We start from the raw sequence: 17,203 nt of genomic DNA, 5'->3' as shown, positions 1-17,203 counted from the left end.
CGGCGAGCGGCGGGCGCACCGGCGGCGCCGCAGCCGAGGCCGCCACCAGCGACGCCCCGACGCTGCCGCCGGAGACCCCGGCGATCAGGAAGGTGTGGCGCAGCAGGCGCGGGCAGCGGGCGCGCAGCTCCTCCAGCACCAGCGCGGAGAAATAGGCGGCGCGGGCGCCGCCGCCTTCTGCCGCGACCAGCAGCACCGGGAAGCTCCGCCCGTCCTCGTTCCAGCGCGCAATCTCGTCCCGCCGGGCCTCGAGCCAGAGCGCGAAGGCGAGGTCAGCCTCCATCGGCGCCGCCGCGGCGATGGAGGCGGCGGGGATCCGGCGATGCTGGATCTCGTGGTTGTCGCTGAGATCGGCGAAGGACCAGAACAGCGCCAGCAGCAGCGCCGGCACCAGCAGCGGCACCCGCCGCCGCGCCGAGAGCCGCACCAGCAGCAGCAGGCCGGCGCAGAGCGCGGTCGCCCAGAGCGGCAGGAACAGCAGGGTCGGGATCTCCGCATAGAGCCCGAAGAGGTATTCGAGGCTGCCCCAGCCGATGACCCAGGCGAGGAAGAGGATCGCCGCCACGAAGGTCATGCCTTCCGACCAGGCGCCGGCGTGGAGCCAGGTCCAGTCGAGCATGGCCCGCGCCCAGGCGAAGGTCTCGCCCCTCTCCCGCCGGATGCCGACGAGGATGGCATCGAGGATCGCGAGCAGCAGCGGGAACAGGACGGACAGCGCGAGGATGCCGAACAGCGCCAGCGGCAGGTAGATGACGGAGCCGCGCTGGTGGTCCCAGACCGTGGTGTCGCCGGCCAGCAGGTCCATCGGACCGAGTGCGAGGAAGCCGGCGATGAAGGGCGCCGAGAACAGGAAGAGGATCACCGTCTTCTGCGTGAAGGGCGCGTTGCGCACGCCGTCCGCCTGGTGGTGGATGCCGAGGGCGCGTTCCGCGAGGCCGGCGAGGCTGAGGGCCAGGTAGAGCGAGAGCACGAACCACAGCAGCGCCGCGCCGATCGCCCAGTACCAGGGCCAGCCCAGCATGATGCGCGCGGCCTCCGCGCTCTGGTCGGGAAGGCCGACCACGAGGATGTAGGCGATCGCGGTGATCGCCGGCGCCCGCGCCGCCCTCAGCGCATCGGTCAGCGCGAAGTACCAAGCGGGCCAGCGCTCGGGCTGCTGGAGATGCGATGGAGGCGCGGGGGGCGACGACTGGCCGAACTCGGCCGGCTGGGCATCCGGTGGAGTCTTGCTGTCGTCAGGCATCGTCGCCTCCCGCGCCGGCGGCAAGCTGGCATGAAGCCGGTGCCCGCTTCCAGGCGGAAGCGCGGCGGGGTCGCACGCCCTGTGCGCGAGATCACAGGGACAAGAGACTTGCATCGCCCTGCCCCGCTCTGGATAGCCGCCAAGACAGCCGGATCGGTGCGGGAGACATCATCGCGTGGCAGCACAGCATCGCAGCAGGCTTGGTGACATCGTGGCGGTGCTGCCGCCGAAGGTCCTGGGCGGGATGCGCGCCGCGCTGGGCGCGGCGGCGGAGGCCATCCTCGCGGCACCGGATGCGGGCCCGCCGGCCGCGGCGCCGGACGCCGCCGCGCTGGAGGCCGCGGGCCCCGAGCCGCTTACGCCCGAGGATATCCGCGCGCTGGTGCGCGGCGGCTACGCCGATGCGGCGGATGCGATCGACAGCCACCAGGCGCCGGAGCGCCAGCGCGCGCAGGACTATTATGACGGGCTGATCCACGACCGGCAGGAGCGCCGGGAGCAGGCCGAGGACCTGCGCGGCCGCAGCACGGTGGTGGCGCGCGAGGTCGCCGACATCGTGCACCAGATGCTGCCCGGGCTGATCCGCATCTTCACCTCCGGCGAGCGCGTCGTCGAATTCGTGCCGCATGGCCCGGAGGACGAGGCCATGGCGGAGCAGATGACCGACTATGTCGGCTACTGCATCAATGCCGACGGCAATTCCTGGTTCGCGACGCTGCACGATGCGGTGCATGATGCGCTGCTGAAGAAGACCGGCATCGTGAAATGGTGGTGGGACGAGGCGGTGCGCGTGGAGGAGCTGGACTATACCGGCCTCGACCCGCTGACCGAGGCGCGGCTGCTCGCCGATCCCGCCATCGAGGTGCTGGAGCGCGTCGAGACGGAAACCACCGTGAAAGGATCGGCGCCCTACCCTGCGGGTGCCGCTCCGGGAGCAATGGTACCGGCAGCGGCAGGGGCGCCCGGCGGCACGGCTGGGAATCCGCCTGTCGCCGGCGCCCCACCCGCACTGCCCGCCATGGGGATGGTCGGGCTTCCGGATCCCCTCTCGATCGCGATCGACCTCCGCGTGCGGCGCACGGTGCGGCGCGGCGTGCTGCGGCTGATGGCGGTGCCGCCCGAGGAATTCATCATCGCCCGCGATGCCCGCGACATCGAGGGCGCGAGCTATTGCGCGCATCGCAGCCTGGAGCGGATCTCCGACCTCGTCGCGCGCGGCGCCGGCGATGTCGAGACGCTCGCCCGCCATGCGACCGCCGAGGCGGATTTCGCGCTGAACGACGAAGCGACGCAGCGCGACCCGGCGCGGGCGCTGCCCTTCGACCAGTCCTCGATCGACCGCAGCGCCTGGCGGGTGCTGCACATCGAGCATTTCATCCGCTGCGACGCCGATGGCGACGGCATCGCGGAGCTGCACCGCGTCTGCACCGTGGGCGATGACTGCGAGCTGGTGCTGAGCGACGAGGTGGTGCCGGAGGTGCCGATGGCGCTCGGCTCCCCGGTGCGGCAGCCGCACCGGGTGATCGGCAGCTCCATCGCCGACCAGACGCTCGATCTGCAGGACCTGAAGACCGGCATCCTGCGCTCGGTCATGGACAGCCTGGCGGAGGCGCTGGATCCGAAGATGGCCGTGGTCGAGGGCCAGGTGAACCTCGACGACGTCGCCAACAACGAGCGCGGCGCGATCATTCGGATGAAGACGCCGGGCGCGGTGCAGATGCTGAACCTGCCCTTCGTCGGCGCCGAGGCGATGGGCGTGCTGGCCTATGTGGACGAGGTGAAGGCGCAGCGCACCGGCATCACGCGGGCGAGCCGCGGCCTCGACCCCGAGGCGCTGCAATCGGCGACCAAGGTCGCGGTGCAGAACACGATTGAGGCGTCGCAGGAGCGCGTCGAGATGATCGCGCGGACGCTCGCCGAGACCCTGGTGAAGCAGGTGTTCCGCGGCGTGCTGCGGGCGCTGGTGCGCCACCAGGACCGGCCGCGGATGGTGCGGCTGCGCGGGCGCTGGGTGGAGATCGATCCGCGGGTCTGGGACGCGGAGATGGATGTCTCGGTCAATGTCGCGCTCGGCCGCGGCCCGGACAGCCAGCGCATGGCCTTCCTGATGATGGTGCTGCAACAGCAGCAGCAGATCCTGACGACGATCGGGCCGGACAACCCGCTGGTCACCATCCGCCAGTTGCGCGCGACCTTGGCGGAGATCGTGCGCCTCGGCGGCTACAAGGATGCGAACCGCTTCTTCCTCGATCCGGGTGCGGCCGACGACATGGCCTTCCGGCAGAAGACACAGCAGGCGCGCGGCCAGGGTGCCGCACCCGACCCCGGCGCGGCGCTGGCGCAGGCGCAGATCCAGAACGGCCGCATGGAGGCGGAAGCGCGGATTGCGACCTCGCGCCTGGATGCGCAGGTGAAGCTGGAGGCGCAGCGGCTGGAGGCCTGGAAGGCGGAGCGCGAGGACGACCGCGAGCGCGACCGCGCCGAGGCCGACATCCTGCTGCGCGCCTATGAGATGCAGTTGAAGCACGGCGCACCGGTGGACCTGGCGGCGATCCTGGCGCTGCTGGAGCGCGAGCGGTTGCCGCCGGCGGCGGCGATGGCGCCGCCGCCCCCATCCCAGCCGCAGTCCGGAGCCCAGGCATGAGCAGCGCGCGTCCATCTGCCTACCCGTTGTCCGATGAGGAGTACGACGCGCGCCTCCTCGGGCCCAGGCCCGCTACCGGTCGCTCGGCCATGCCGAGCTGGGAGGAGCAACTGCACGCCATCGGGCAGTCCTATCCGGTGCACCCCGGCTTGCAGGCGCTGGCCGCGCGCACCCGCGCGACCCGTCAGCCGGCACCCTGGCAGGGCACGCGCACGATCGCAGAGTTCCTGGTTCCCCAGAACGCCGGCGACATTGCGCTCGAGGCGGCGACCGCCATCCCCATGCCGCTTCCGGCGCGCGTCGCCCTTGCCACCGCCGGCCTGCTGTTCGGCAATCCGAGCGAGGCGCAGGGCGGCCCGATCGACCGTATCGTCGGCCGTGCCGCGAATGCTGTGGCGCGCGGTGCTGAAGATGCCGCAGCGGGTGTCGCCCGCGCGACGCGGGAGGGTTGGGGCGGACGGACCGGAGCGCCGGCACACGCCGCCGAAGAGGGCGCCGAGGCCGCTCAGCGTCCGGGCGTCGGCTACGATCATCCGCCCACCGGCCCCATGCCGGGCCAGGAGGTCGCGCTACCCGGCAGAGTGCCTCAAGAAGCTCCGACAACAACGACCACTTCACCCGCTGCGGCGCCGCAACCCGCCACCCCGCCGTCGCAGGCCTTAGCACCTGAGAATCCATCCGGCGCCGTGCCCGAGGCCTCCAGGCCACGCGATACGACGCCAGAGCCTCCTCCCGCGGGCGCCGCATCGCCGAACGGGCCCGTCGGTGCCAGGCCGGAGGATGATCTGACCCCGCCCCGCCTGATAGCCTCTGACAGAGAGCAGGCCGAGAGGCTGGGGGAGGAGATCTTGCGCGCTCGCAGCAGGCAGAGCGGGCTTCCGGAGAGCCAGCAACTTCAGCCGCGCCGCGAGGACTCCGTTCTCGCGGATCCAAGGCCAGGCGAGCGCCTGCCAGGCGTAGAGCAGCGTGCGGCTCACGATCTGCGGGCCGCGCTGAGCCCGGACCAGCGGCTCCTGGCGGGTGGCCAGCTTCCTGCCAATCCGTTCTCCATCGTGGCGGAGAATATCGGTCCGATTGTCGACCGGATCCTGGCTGACATAGGTCCTGTTGTCCCCCGCGCGCTGCGCGGCGAGCCGGTAGGGCATCTTACCCCCCAGCAGCGCGAGCTTGTCATGGCTGCCCAGTTCTCCAACATGCGGCCGCTCTATGATCGGCTTGTCACGAGCCTGGGCTTCACGCCCCAGGAGGCGCTGGATCGAACCCTGCTGGAAGCAAGGAGGCTCGCGGCGACCAGCCTGCGCAGCGATACCGTGACCAATCTACGCAGCGGCGCGCTGCTGGGACAGCAGCAGGTGCTGCTGTCCCCCGGAGCGTCGCTCGCGGACGCGGTGCGCAGCGCGACGGGTCCCGGCAGCGGGTTCCATATCATCTACGGCCAGCATCCCCAGCTGTTCGAGGCCATGCTGCGCGGCGACGCATCCTTGGCGCGGGCGCCGAAGATCGGATCCTACGCGCGCTCCCTCAGCGGCGACTTCAGCGCGGTGCCTGTCGATGTCCACAATTTCCGCGCCCAGAACATGATCTTCAATGATCTCCATCCCGGCCAGTTGCCGCGAGAAGCTTTCAGGACAAGAGCGGGCTATGAGCAATATCAGGCCGCCTACCGGTCGGGGCCGAATGGCTCGCCGCCCCTCGGCATGGACGCTCAGGATCTGCGTCAACTGATGGTCACGGCCCCGCCTGTCCGCCATGTCGATGGCCAGGCTCTGCGCGACACTTATCTCATCTACAACGATGGCACGTCGGAGTTCGCGCGACGGGCGGGAATCACGCCGACAGAGGCCCAAGGGGTGATGTGGCGCCAATACGGCGGTGACACTGGCCTCGCGAGTCCGGCCCGCACGGCGACGCAGATTCTGGACGACCGCATCTCGGTCACCGCGCAGGCCATAGGAATGTCGCCGCTTGAAGTGTTGTCGCTCTATGCGCGGAACAGAATCCCCCTGCTTGGCACTGCTGGCATCGCCGGCATGGGGCCACTACAGGGCCTGCTTGGCCCTGAGGAGCAAGCGCGCGAGTGACTGGCATCGTGCATGGTCGGACGCCGATCAGGAGCAGCCTCATGACCATCCCCGGCCTCCTCGGCGGCCGATCCACCATGCGCGGCGACAGGGTCGACGCCCCGCGTCGCGCTCGTGTCGCATCGCCTGACCTACATCGCCGGGCAGGCGGCGCTGCTGCGCGCGCGCATCTGGAAGGCAAGGCAATGACAAGCCTGTTGGACCGGGAACCGGATGAGAGCACCCCTCATCGGCGACCGGGAAATATCCTGCCGGCTCGGATGGCTGAAAGCTTGGCGGCCTATGAGGTCAGCCCCGAGAGAAGGGCGGCTCTGCGACCGCAGCGTCAGGGGCCGTCGCTGACGCTGCCGTCGCCGGACATGCGGCCTGGCGAGCCGGTGCGGAACCTGCTGGCCGGGTTCCCTGGTGAGCCTGAACATGTCCACCCGGACGTGGCTCAGCGGCGGCTTGATGAAGCCATGTTCGTGCTCGGTTTTGCCGGCGGTATCCGGCCGGTCGCGCGTGCAAATGCGAGGGCAGTCCAGTACAATTCTACTCATGAGCAGGCATCAGCCCCTCTACGCGATCCCTCGGCCGCCCCTCCTCGACCGCCTGGCCCGCCAGAGGGTTCCAATGCATCTGCGTTCCCCGCTGTGGACCCCGAGGGGCGTCATCTCACGGCGCCGTGGCGCGCAGGGCGAGCCAGTGATGGGAGTTATGCGCCGCTTCCACCAGAGGCACGTGAGTATCTACTAGACTACGTTGCCAGACGCGGCGTTCAGCGGGACGTTCCCGGTAGTGAATTCCCGCGCGTTCGGGGCCGCAGGGTGGAGGGCGAATATCTCCTGCCGTCGCCGGGTTGGGCCGCGCGCGGCGAAGAGACGGCGGCGCGCGCATCCGCCAGGATTCGTGAGGGTGGCACGCGCGGCGATAGCGTCGAGATGCATGAGGTGGGCCACGGCGTCCATACCATGCAGACCGGGGCCGCGCGGGTTCCATCGGCCGCCCTGAAGCAGTTGGGCCGCCAGTTTTCCGCTGGTGGCGCGCGCCAGGGAAGTGCCGCGGAGCGCAACGAGCTTTATGCCGACGGGCTCTCGGCATACCTGCGGAACCCTCGACTGATATGGGAGCGTGCCCCGGACGCCGCGGCGATGTTTCGGCGGCACGTCAATGAGGACGCGTTCCTGTCCCGCTATTTCCAATTGCAGGGAGCGGCCGGTCTGATGATGGGCGCTGGTGGGGGACTGCTGGGTGCAGGGGAGGGAGAAGCGTAATGAAGCACCGTGGCCTTCTCGACGCCGAGCCTACCGGCCAGGTGACCGCGCCGCGGCGCACCTCCGTGCGCGGCATGCCGCACCTGCTGGCATACATCACCGCGGAGGAGGCGGCGCTGCTGCGCGCCCGCGGCGGCGGGTTGACGCGCGACGGCCGGCCGCTGCGCGGCCCGTCCGGTGTGCCGGCTTTCGACAACAGCGGTGATAGCGGTGGCGGGGCCGGTGCGGATGGTGGTGCCGACTGCCGCCGCTCTCCTGCGTCGGCATGTCAACAAACATCCTGTCCTGTCGCAGTTCTTCCAACTGAATTCGCTGTTCCCGCTCGGACTGCTGGGGGCTGGGGTCGGCGTCGGTCTGCTGGATCAGCCGGAGGGAGATGGCCCATGAAACACCGCGCATTGCTCGACGCCGACCGGGGCGTCGCGCGCCGAAATGAACGTGCGAATCCGGCTCGTTCCCGCTACAATCCTGGGTATGGATTTCCCGCATATGCGCCGCCAGTTCTTCCGGTATCACCCCCTGCGATCGCATCCCCGGCCGACGCTCCTGGAACGCATGGCCCGGCAGCGCGCGCCGCAGCATCTCCGCCAGGTCAAGTGGACGCCGAGGGGCAACATCTCGCCACACCTCCGATATTCGCACCCGCCACGAATGATGAGTGCCTACAGCGTGCGCCGCGGGATTTTGGCAATCGGCTGGAGGGAGGTTCTGGCGGTCGAGTGGCCTGCGATGTACCGGCGTCTGAATCACCCGCACGGGGGCTGCAGGGCACGCGCCTGTCCCTTCCCCCGCTAGGCGGGGGCGAAAGGGCGCGGGCCGATGCGCATCAGATCGGGCATCGGTCCCATGTCAGCCTTTCGGACGCCGCACGCCTGCCCCTGAGGGCAGAGACCGTGCCGGAGGGCGACGGTCCATGAAGCGCCGCGGTCTTCTCGACGCCGAGCCCACCGGCCAGGTGACCGCGCCGCGGCGCACCTCCGTGCGCGGCACCCCGCATCACCTGGCCTACATCACCGCGGAGGAAGCGGCGCTGCTGCGCGCGCGCGGCGGCGGGTTGACGCGCGACGGCCGGCCGCTGCGCGGCCCGGCCGGCGTGCCGGCCTTCGACAACAGCGGTGATGGCGGCGACGGTGCGGATGGTGGTGCCGGCGGCAGCGCCGATGGTCATGGCGACAGCGGTGCGGCTGACGGCCACGGCGACAGTGGCGCCGCCGATGGCCACGGCAACAGCAGCGGCCCGGATGGCACCAGCGACGGCAATGGCGACAATGGCGGCTACGGCCTCGCCAATTATCTCGGCTCGCTGCTGCCCCAGGGGCCGGACCCGCGCGCCGCGCAGCGCGAGGCCTGGCGCAGCGCGCTGACCGCGCCGATCGACCAGACCCCGCGCAGCTTCGTCGCCGGCGGCGCCATGCAAGGCGCCGCGCCGCAGGCGCCGGTCGCGTCCTACAACTACGGCGCTTTCCCGACCGCACCACCGGTCATCGGCGCCATGCAGCCGCTGCCGGCAGCGCCGGCGCCGGGCGCCCCGCCCGCGAGCGGCGGCCTGCCGCCGGTACCCAATCTCGGCCTGCCGAGCTACGCACCGCCCGGCTACGGCATGCAGCCCACGACGCTGGCACGGCTGCAGCAGGTGGGCGTGATGCCGCGCTACGGCGCGGCGGGCCTCGCAGGCAATCCGAACTTCAACGCTTTGCTGGGGAGAATGCGATGACCGGATTGCTGGGCCGCGAGGTCGACCCCCTCGATCTGCCCTATCCCGTCCATCCAGGCCTGCTGGCGCTTCGCGAACGCGTCCAGGCGACGCGCCAGCCCGCGCCCTGACAGGGGGTGCGCACGGCAGCGGCGTTCCTGGCGCCGCAGAATGCGGGTGACGTGGCGGTGGAGGCGGCGACAGCCATTCCCATGCCATTGCCGTGGCGCGTCGCGCTTGCCAGTGCCGGCCTGCTGCTGGGCGATCCGAATGAAGCACAGGCTGGCCCGGTCGATCGCATCGCCAGGCGCGCCGCGACAGCCGCCGCGCGCGGCGCGGAGGCGGCCGAGGTGGGCGTCGCGCGCGCCAGGCGCGAGGGTTGGGGCGGACGGATCGAGGCGGCGCCGCGTACCACCGGCGAGGGCGGGGAGGCTGCCAGGCGTCCGGGCATCGGCCACAACCAGCCACCGCCTGGCCCGATGCCGCGCGAGGAAGAAGTGGCCGCCGCCGCGCTGCCCGCAGCGCCGCCGCGCGGCACAGGTCTGCGGCTTCCCATCAACCCGGCCGCGCTGCGCGATGACCGCGGCGGGCCGCCCGTTCCGGCGGCGCCGGCCGATGGCGAAGAGGCATTGTTCGCCGGCCGCCCGGAGGCGGGGACACCGTCCCCGCTGCCTCCCCCGCCACACACGCCGACACCGGAAGAGGAGGCCATGGTCGCCGCCATCCTCAACCCGCGCCGGATGAACACCGATCAGGAGGGGCGTCCGATCACCGCGCCCTATCGCTCAGGCCGGCTGGAGGATGGCTCCTACCTGGCCATGCCGCCACAGGATATCGAGGCGGTCGCCAGGCTGCTCGCCGGTCGCGGGGTCCGCATCCGGCCGGCGGCGGAGTTCCAGGATCATGTCCTGGGTGTCGCATCCCTCAGAGTGCCGGATCAACGGAGCCTGGCCAATCTGGATCCTCTCGAGCGGGCCCAGGCGATCCGCGACAGGATTCAGATCCGCATCCGTGAAGGAGAACCTGTCGGAGGAGAGACTGTCGCCCATGAGATCGGTCATCCGATCCATATGCAGATGCCCCGCTTCAGGCCGGATCTGCCCGCGCAGGCCCGCAGCGAGCTGGCCAGGCTCTACCGAGGCCACATCCCCTACTCTCCCGAGAGCCTCACCTACGACAAGGAGCTCTTCGCGAATGCGGTGTCCGCCTATCTGCGCAACCCGCGTTGGATTAATGAGCAGGCGCCGGCCGCGGCGGCCTATCTGCGTTCCGTCGTGAATACGCATCCCTTCCTCAGCCGCATCCTGGGGCTCAACAGCGCGGCGCCGGCGGGCCTCCTCGGCGCCGGAACGGCGGCCGGCCTGCTGGGCGGCGACCCGCCTTCCACGGAACCCTGAGCCTGCGGCCACCGGGATGATCGGGTTGACGCTGTTTGCTAGGGTGGCTGCATGAGAAGGAACCCGACCACGATCCCCTACTACCCCATGTTCATGGACGAGCCGCCGACGCTGCAAATCCGGATGCTGCGGCAGCGCTTGCCGCAGTTCTACCGCGGCCGCCGTTGGATCAGGCGCGGCAATATTTCACGCGTATTCCGCGAGTTCCGCATCGTCGGCATGGTCTGGAGCGATCCCCCCGGAGCCCGTGATCGTCGCATCCCACGCGGCCGCAATCGCTACCTTCAGCGCGGCGAGGAGGAGATCATCATCGGCTGCACGCCCGGCCCCGGCTTCCGCCCGACCTTCACCATGCTGCCGAGGGAGGCGATCCGCGCGTTCAACGCGACGATGCGTGCATTCCGGGACGTGCAACACCAAGCGTGACGCACGGTCGACGGTCCGGCGGGCGATGGCAGCCCGTCAGGGCGGCCCGTCAGGGCGGTGCGAGCAGGCGCTGGACCATGTCGAGCGCCAGGCGGTTCTGCGCGCGCCCAGGCGCGCCGCGGCTGACGCAGACGCGGCGCCCGCTGTCGGGTTTGCCGAGAAGCTGGTTCTGCATGTCCCGCCGGGCCTCGTCGGACAGCGACCAGCCGAGCGGGATCGGCACGCAGCCTGGCGACAGCGCGAACGCCACCTCTCGGATATCGACGCAGGGCAGCGCCGCGGTCGCCGCCGCGCAAGCCTGGCGCGAGAGCTGCACCACCCGCTGCGCCGCCGCCCGCGCCTGTTCGGCCCGTGCCGAGCGCGTCGCCATCAGGGCGCGCGCCGGCGAGGCGAGCTCCACCAGCGACCCCGGCGGCAGCTCCGGCGCCGCGCCCGCGACATTGGACGGGTTCGTCGTCGCCCGGCTGTTCTCGATGCGCAGCATCGCCAGCGCCACCCGGCGCTCCCGCGCGATGTCGCGCAGGCTGTCGATCACATCGAGCATGGTGGTCAGCCCCGAAGGCCGGGACATCGCCGCGCGTCCCTTCCCAGACGCCTTCGAAGGAGAGCTGGTCGAGCGTCCGCCCGGTCCGATCGCGCCAGGCGCGATCGACGGCGCGCTCCAGGTACCGGGACCGGTCGGTGATGTCGGTGAAGGGCTCGCGCACCGCCCAGTTCCAGCTCCGGCGGAGCCAGCCGCCGCCGAAGATGTAGGGCCAGTCCCAGGGGATCAGCCGGGCCAGCAGGTCGGAGACGAGCGTGCCGCGAACCAGCGGGGACAGGAGATCGGCTTCCAGCACACGCGCCGCATCGGCCGCGGCGCCGCGCGCCTCCGCCGGCGCGGCACCTGGCGGTTCGCAGCCTGGACCGGGGGCGGGTGGCGCCGCCTGGGCGGAGGCCGCCACCAGGGCGGAGCCGAGGCTGCCGCCGGAGACGCCCACCATCAGGAAGGTGTGGTGCAGCAGGCGCGGACAGCGGGCCCGCAGCTCCTCCATGACGAGCGCGGTGAAATAGGCGGCGCGGGCGCCGCCGCCCTCCGCGGCGACGAGCAGCACCGGGAAGGGCCGGCCCGCCTGGTGCCAGCGCGCCATGTCGGCACGCTGGTCCAGCCATAGTCGGAAGGTGTCGGTCAGCGGCCGCCGGGGATCCGCATCGACCTGCGCCCGCCCTGGCGGCCTCGCACCATCCCCGCCCGGGATCGGCAGGGCGGCCTGGGCGAGCTGCGGGACCAGCCGGTGCCGGATGTCGTGGTTGTCGCTGATATCGGCGCAGGACCACAGCGACGCGAAGACCAGGCAGGGCACCAGGACCGGTACGTGCCAGCGCGCCGACAGCCAGACCAGCCCGATCAGGGCAGCGCAGAGCGCCGTCGCCCAGATCGGCAGGAAGAACAGCGTCGGGATCTCGACATAGATGCCGAACAGGTACTCCGCGACGCCCCAGCCAATGGTCCATATCAGAAAGAGGACGCCGATCGTGACCGCGACCCCTTCCAGCTTCTCGCCGTGCAGATCAAGGAAGTGATGGTCGAAGACCTCGACGACCGGCCAGGCGGGATCGAGGCGGCGCGCCCGGATGCCGAGGCGCGACAGAATCCAGGCCAGCGCATTCGCCAAGCCTGCCAGCGCCCCATAAAGCAGCACGAAGGCAATCACGATCGTCGGAAGACCGAAGTAGATCGCCAGCATCAGGATCGCGAAGCCGCGAAACGCCACTTCCACGAGGCTGTAGAGGAACACGAAGACGTTCGAATCGAGGATGAAGGCGAAGAATGCGCGCGCCATCGACACCGGCGCTTCCTGCCGCAGGACCCGCTCCATCGCCACCTGCGCCAGAAGCTCCGTCCACGTCTCCCGTTCCAGCAGGGGCGAGACCACGCTCCCGATGATGTGGTGGCCGCCGAGCGCGAAGAAGCCGGCCAGGAAGGGTGCTGCCAACAGAAGCAGTATCAGGAACTTCTGCACCACGGGCGCGGCCAGCGCGCGCGCCTTGGAGTCGATCCGGAAAGCGCGGCTCGCCATCGCCGCGAGCGTGATGGCGAGGTAGGCGGAGAACGCTCCCCAGAGGACGACGCCGACGATGAGGGAGAACCAATGCCAGTCGAGCATCATGCGCGCCGCTTCAGCCGACTGATCGGGCAGCGCGACGACGGCGAAATACGCTGAGGCGGCGAGGACCGGCGCCCGTGCGGCGGAGAGGGCATCGGCAAGGCTGAAGTACCAGGCCGGCCAGCGCTTCGGCCCGGGCGGCGGGGCGACCGGGGTGCCGGAGCCCAAGGCCCGGCCCAGCTGCGCTGCGCTGTTCTCGGTGACCATCGGCACCCCCGATCCCGTGCAGACCCACACGCCACACAGGCTCACACGGGAAAGGAAATGATCGCCATGAAAAAACATCCCCGCTGCGCATGGCGGCTCTCTCGCGCAGAACCGCTTTCCGTCGCCTCGAATCCCCCACTTCCCGCTTGCATCCCTCCCCCCTGCTCTGGATAGGCGCAGGGGTGGAGACAGCGATGACCCGCAGCGCCGACACCATCCTCACCGAAGCCGATGCCGCCGCGCGCCAGGCGCGCGCGGCGATCGATCATCCCGGCCTGCAGCGCGCCTTCGCCAATCTCGAAGCGCATTGCCTGGCAGAGATCCGCCACTCCGATCCCGCGCATGGGCGGGAGGAACGGGAGGCCGCCTTCCTGATGCTGCGCGCCCTCGATGCGCTGCGCGCGGATCTCGCGGCGGCCGCCGCGGGTGCGGCCATCGCGAAGCGCAACCTCCGCTTCGAACTGCAACGCAAGAGCAGGAGCTGACATGGCGTCCGACATCACCACCACGCCCGACACGCCCCAGGGCACCGACGTGGAAACCGCGGCATCCAGCATCGCCGAACTCCTGGCCCGCGACAGCGGGGAACCGGGTGCCGCGGCGGCGCCGCGGACATCGCAAGCCAAGGCTGATGCAGCCGAGGCGCAGCACCCCGGACCCGACGGCGAGACGCCGATCGACGCCGAAGGCCCCGAGCTGGAGCCGGAGGTCGAGATCGAGCCCGAGGATCCCCCGGCCGAGACGGATGAAGACACCACGGAGCCCGACCCCGCGAAGACGCTCGTCACCGTCGAGATCGACGGCAAGGCGCAGCGGCTGCCGCTGGCGGAAGTGACCCGCGGCTATCTCCGCCAGGCCGACTACACGCGCAAGACGCAGGCGCTCGCCGAAGACCGCAGGGCATTCGATGGCGAGGCGTCCGCGGTGCGGCAGGAGCGCCTTCAATACGCGCAGCTCCTCCCGGCTCTCGCCTTCCAGATCCAGCAGACGCAGGGTCCGGAGCCGGATTGGGCGCGCCTGAAGGAGGAAGACCCGGTTTGCTACATGCTGAAGCGCGAGGAATGGCGCGAAAGCCAGTCCCGCATGGAAGCGGCCCGGCAGGAGTATGAGCGTGTCCGCGCGACGGAAGCGATCGCGACCGATGGCGAGATGCGCGCGAAGCTCCACCAGGAAGGCGACCTTCTCGTGCAGGCGATGCCCGCCTGGCGCGACAAGGAACGCCGCAACACCGACCGGATCAAGGTGCGGGAGTATGGCCGCGGGCTCGGCTGGTCGGAGGAGGAGCTCTCCTCCGTCACCGATCACCGCGCCGTCGTCGTCCTCTACAAGGCGATGAAATACGACGAGGCCATGCAGAAGCGCCTCACTCCGCAGCCGCCGAGGCCGGCATCGCCCTCCGCGCGGCCGGGTGCGCAGCATCCTGGGCCGCGGCAGGGCACCGACCTCGCGCGCGCCAAGCAGCGTCTGGCGAAGTCCAACAGCCTGCGCGACGCGCAGGCGGTGATCGAAAAACTCCTCTAGCTCAAGTCATCACGCTCAAAGGAGACAGACCGGCCATGGCCAAGGTCACGAACGCTTTCACCACCTATGGCGCCAAGGGCAACCGCGAGGACCTGGCGAACGCCATCTACAACATCGACCCGACCGACCGCCCCTTCATGACGGCGGTCGGCACCCGCAACGCGACCAATGTCCAGTTCGACTGGCAGACCGAGACCCTGCCGGCCGTGAACAAGGCGAACCGCAAGGAGGAAGGGTTCGAGTTGTCGCGTTCCGTCGCGCAGCCGACGGTGCGGCGGTCCAACATCTGCCAGATCTCGACCCGCGACGCGACGGTCTCCGGCTCGCAGGAGAGTGCCGACGCCGCCGGCAAGCGGGGCGAGATGGCGCACCAGATCGCGCTGAACGGCAAGGCGCTGCTGCGCGACATGGAGAGCATCCTGGTCGGCGAGCAGGCGCGGGCGAATGGCGACGACACCACGCCGGCCGCGCGCGCGACCCGCGCCTTCGAGCACTGGATCACGACCAACGCGTCCTATGGCGCGGGGGGCGCGAACCCGGCGAGCGAGACCGCCGCGGTCACCGACGGCACGCTGCGCGCCTTCACCGAGGCGCTGCTGGCGGATGCCATCCAGGAGACCTACGAGAATGGCGGCGAGCCGACGCTGCTGATGATGGGGCCCTATGCGAAGCGGAAGTTTTCCGGCTTCGCGGGGCGCGCCAACAGCCGCGTGAAGATCGACGCGGACGAGATCGTCGCCGCGGCGGATTTCTATCTCTCTGATTTCGGGGAGCTGAAGGCGGTGCCGTCGCGCTGGCAGCGCCCGCGCACCGTGCTCGGCATCGATCCGGAATACGCGAAGGTCGCCTATTACCGGCGGCTGAAGACCGAGGAGATCGCCAAGATCGGCGATGCCGAGACCCGGATGCTGGTCGCGGAATACGGGCTCGAGGTCTCGAACGAGGCGGCGCATTTCAAGATCGCCGACATCGCGCCTTCCGCGGCCGACGAGCCGTGAGGCGAATGGCGGAGGGCGATGCACCCTCCGCCACATTTTCCGCATTCGGGGATGCAGCATGGCGACGGAGCGGCACATCTATGACCAGCATGGCGGCATCATCCGCACCCTGGTGTGGAACCCGGCGGAGACGGAAAGCCGCCAGGGCGGCGCCATGCATTTCGTCACCCACCAGGATTGCGACGCCATCCTCGCCGCCAACCGGCGCGACGCGGAGCTCGACCAGCGCGGGCGCCCCTTCCGGCTCGCCGCGCGGGTGCCGCTGGCGGTGGTCGACCGCGCGATCCGGGAGGGATGGATGAACGACAAGGCGGCCTGGCGCCGCTGGCTGAACGACGGGGACAACCGGGCCTTCCGCGTGGCCGGGGGGCGCATCTGATGGCGCTGTCGACCTATGTCGAGCTGCAGGCGAGCATCGCATCCTGGCTCAACCGGCGCGACCTGACCGACCGCATCCCGGATTTCATCCGCCTTGCGGAGGACGACATCAACGGCAAGCTGCGCGACCGGCGGATGCATCGCTACGTCGATGCGCTGATCGCCGACCAACCCGTCGTGCTGCCGGAGGATTGGCTGGAAGCGGTACGGCTGACGCCGAAGGGCCGGCACCGGCCGCTGGTGCTGACGACACTGGATCACATCCAGGCGCTGCGCGGCGGCCGCTGGCCCTTCGACGTGCTGTCGCCCGAAGGCCCGGCGGCGGCGGGCGTGCCGGAATACTACGCGGTGGCCGGCACCGTGCTGGAATTCTTCCCGCTGCCGGTGCAGCCGGTGACCATCGAGATGGTCTATTTCCAGAAGCTGCCGCGGCTTGGCGCCGATGTGCCGAGCAACTGGCTGCTGGCCGAGGACAGCGCCGCCTATCTCTACGGCAGCCTGATGCAGGCCGAGCCGTATCTGAAGAACGATGCGCGTCTGGCCACCTGGGCCGGCCTCTACAAGGACCGCATCGACAGCCGCAACCGAGCGACGGAGGCGGCCCGCTTCAGCGGCGGGCCGCTCCGGCGCGTGCGCAGGGGATTCCGCTGATGCCGGGCTTCACGAATTACCTCGAGGAGAAGTTGATCCGCCATGTCTTCCGCGGCGCCGCCTTTCCGCAGCCGGCGGGGATCCACGTCGCGCTTTTCACCGCGGCCCCCGGCGAGACCGGTGGCGGGACGGAGGTGACCGGCGCCGCCTATGCGCGCCAGCCGGCGAGCTTCGCCTTCGTCCTGGATGGCGCGAGCGGCCGCTGGACGGCGAGCAATGACGCGACGGTGCTGTTCCCGGTCGCCGGCAGCGGCGGCTGGGGCATGGTGAGCTGGTTCGCGCTGTTCGATGCGGCGACCGGCGGCAACATGCTGGCCTATGCGCAGCTCACGGACCCCGCGAGCGGCTTCGTGACGCCGCTGCCGAAGACGGTCGATTACGGCGACGCGATCCGCTTCGAGCCGGCGGCGCTGCAGGTGGCGCTCGACTGATGCCCGTCACCGGCAGCACCCGCCCTTTCGGCGCGGGACCTTATGGCTTCGCGGCCTTCGGCGCCTGGCGGCTGGACCGGGTCGGGGCGCGCGCGCTGGCGGGCGGCGCGGCGGGTGGCGGTGCGCGGCGGTC

At 70.5% G+C, this 17,203-nt stretch carries 13 protein-coding genes; 11 read left to right on the top strand and 2 right to left on the bottom strand.

The genetic code is table 11. The features are described 5' to 3' along the window. On the bottom strand, positions 1 to 1,243 hold a 1,243-nt coding region (locus tag GXW71_RS32655; RefSeq protein ID WP_211857878.1), incomplete at its 3' end, for a hypothetical protein. A 175-nt stretch (positions 1,244 to 1,418) separates the two neighbouring features. Between GXW71_RS32655 and GXW71_RS32650 the strand changes: the two genes are divergently transcribed. The 5 genes from GXW71_RS32650 (at position 1,419) to GXW71_RS32630 (ending at position 10,311) form a co-directional block, all read left to right on the top strand. Then, complete coding sequence (locus tag GXW71_RS32650; protein ID WP_211857876.1) at positions 1,419 to 3,887, top strand: portal protein; 2,469 nt, start codon at positions 1,419 to 1,421, stop codon at positions 3,885 to 3,887. After that, positions 3,884 to 5,968 (top strand): hypothetical protein, encoded by a 2,085-nt coding sequence (locus GXW71_RS32645; protein WP_211857874.1) that lies wholly within the window; start codon positions 3,884 to 3,886, stop codon positions 5,966 to 5,968. Before GXW71_RS32650 ends, GXW71_RS32645 begins: the two co-directional genes overlap by 4 nt. A gap of 806 nt (positions 5,969 to 6,774) precedes the next feature. Then, positions 6,775 to 7,221, top strand: coding sequence for a hypothetical protein (locus GXW71_RS32640; protein WP_211857872.1), 447 nt, complete (start codon positions 6,775 to 6,777; stop codon positions 7,219 to 7,221). Positions 7,222 to 8,134: 913 nt separating this feature from the next. Next, a complete protein-coding gene (locus GXW71_RS32635; RefSeq protein ID WP_211857870.1) occupies positions 8,135 to 8,935 on the top strand; it encodes a hypothetical protein in 801 nt (266 codons plus the stop codon). Positions 8,936 to 9,051: 116 nt separating this feature from the next. Further along, entirely contained in the window at positions 9,052 to 10,311 is a 1,260-nt protein-coding gene (locus GXW71_RS32630; protein WP_211857868.1) for a hypothetical protein, read from the top strand. Between the two features lie 284 nt (positions 10,312 to 10,595). Here GXW71_RS32630 and GXW71_RS32625 read toward each other — a convergent pair whose 3' ends face one another. Next, positions 10,596 to 13,097 (bottom strand): hypothetical protein, encoded by a 2,502-nt coding sequence (locus GXW71_RS32625; RefSeq protein ID WP_211857860.1) that lies wholly within the window; start codon positions 13,095 to 13,097, stop codon positions 10,596 to 10,598. 188 nt (positions 13,098 to 13,285) lie between these two features. Between GXW71_RS32625 and GXW71_RS32620 the strand changes: the two genes are divergently transcribed. The 6 genes from GXW71_RS32620 to GXW71_RS32595 are packed head-to-tail and all read left to right on the top strand — an operon-like array spanning position 13,286 to position 17,070. Next, positions 13,286 to 13,576 (top strand): hypothetical protein, encoded by a 291-nt coding sequence (locus GXW71_RS32620; RefSeq protein WP_211857858.1) that lies wholly within the window; start codon positions 13,286 to 13,288, stop codon positions 13,574 to 13,576. A 1-nt stretch (position 13,577) separates the two neighbouring features. Next, a complete protein-coding gene (locus GXW71_RS32615; RefSeq protein WP_211857856.1) occupies positions 13,578 to 14,612 on the top strand; it encodes a hypothetical protein in 1,035 nt (344 codons plus the stop codon). Positions 14,613 to 14,647: 35 nt separating this feature from the next. Next, complete coding sequence (locus GXW71_RS32610; protein ID WP_211857853.1) at positions 14,648 to 15,610, top strand: SU10 major capsid protein; 963 nt, start codon at positions 14,648 to 14,650, stop codon at positions 15,608 to 15,610. Positions 15,611 to 15,668: 58 nt separating this feature from the next. Beyond that, a complete protein-coding gene (locus GXW71_RS32605; protein WP_211857852.1) occupies positions 15,669 to 15,989 on the top strand; it encodes a hypothetical protein in 321 nt (106 codons plus the stop codon). After that, positions 15,989 to 16,639 carry a phage adaptor protein gene (locus GXW71_RS32600; RefSeq protein ID WP_211857850.1) on the top strand — a complete coding sequence of 217 codons (651 nt, stop codon included), beginning with the start codon at positions 15,989 to 15,991 and terminating at the stop codon, positions 16,637 to 16,639. The genes GXW71_RS32605 and GXW71_RS32600 overlap by 1 nt, the downstream gene beginning before the upstream one ends. Then, positions 16,639 to 17,070 carry a phage tail fiber protein gene (locus tag GXW71_RS32595; RefSeq protein WP_211857848.1) on the top strand — a complete coding sequence of 144 codons (432 nt, stop codon included), beginning with the start codon at positions 16,639 to 16,641 and terminating at the stop codon, positions 17,068 to 17,070. Before GXW71_RS32600 ends, GXW71_RS32595 begins: the two co-directional genes overlap by 1 nt. Positions 17,071 to 17,203: the final 133 nt, after the last annotated feature.

The sequence above is a fragment of the Plastoroseomonas hellenica genome (assembly GCF_018129085.1).
GTDB classification, from domain to species: Bacteria; Pseudomonadota; Alphaproteobacteria; order Acetobacterales; family Acetobacteraceae; genus Plastoroseomonas; species Plastoroseomonas hellenica.
Note: the sequence above shows the minus strand (reverse complement) of the source record. Positions and strands in the feature narration are given on the sequence as shown.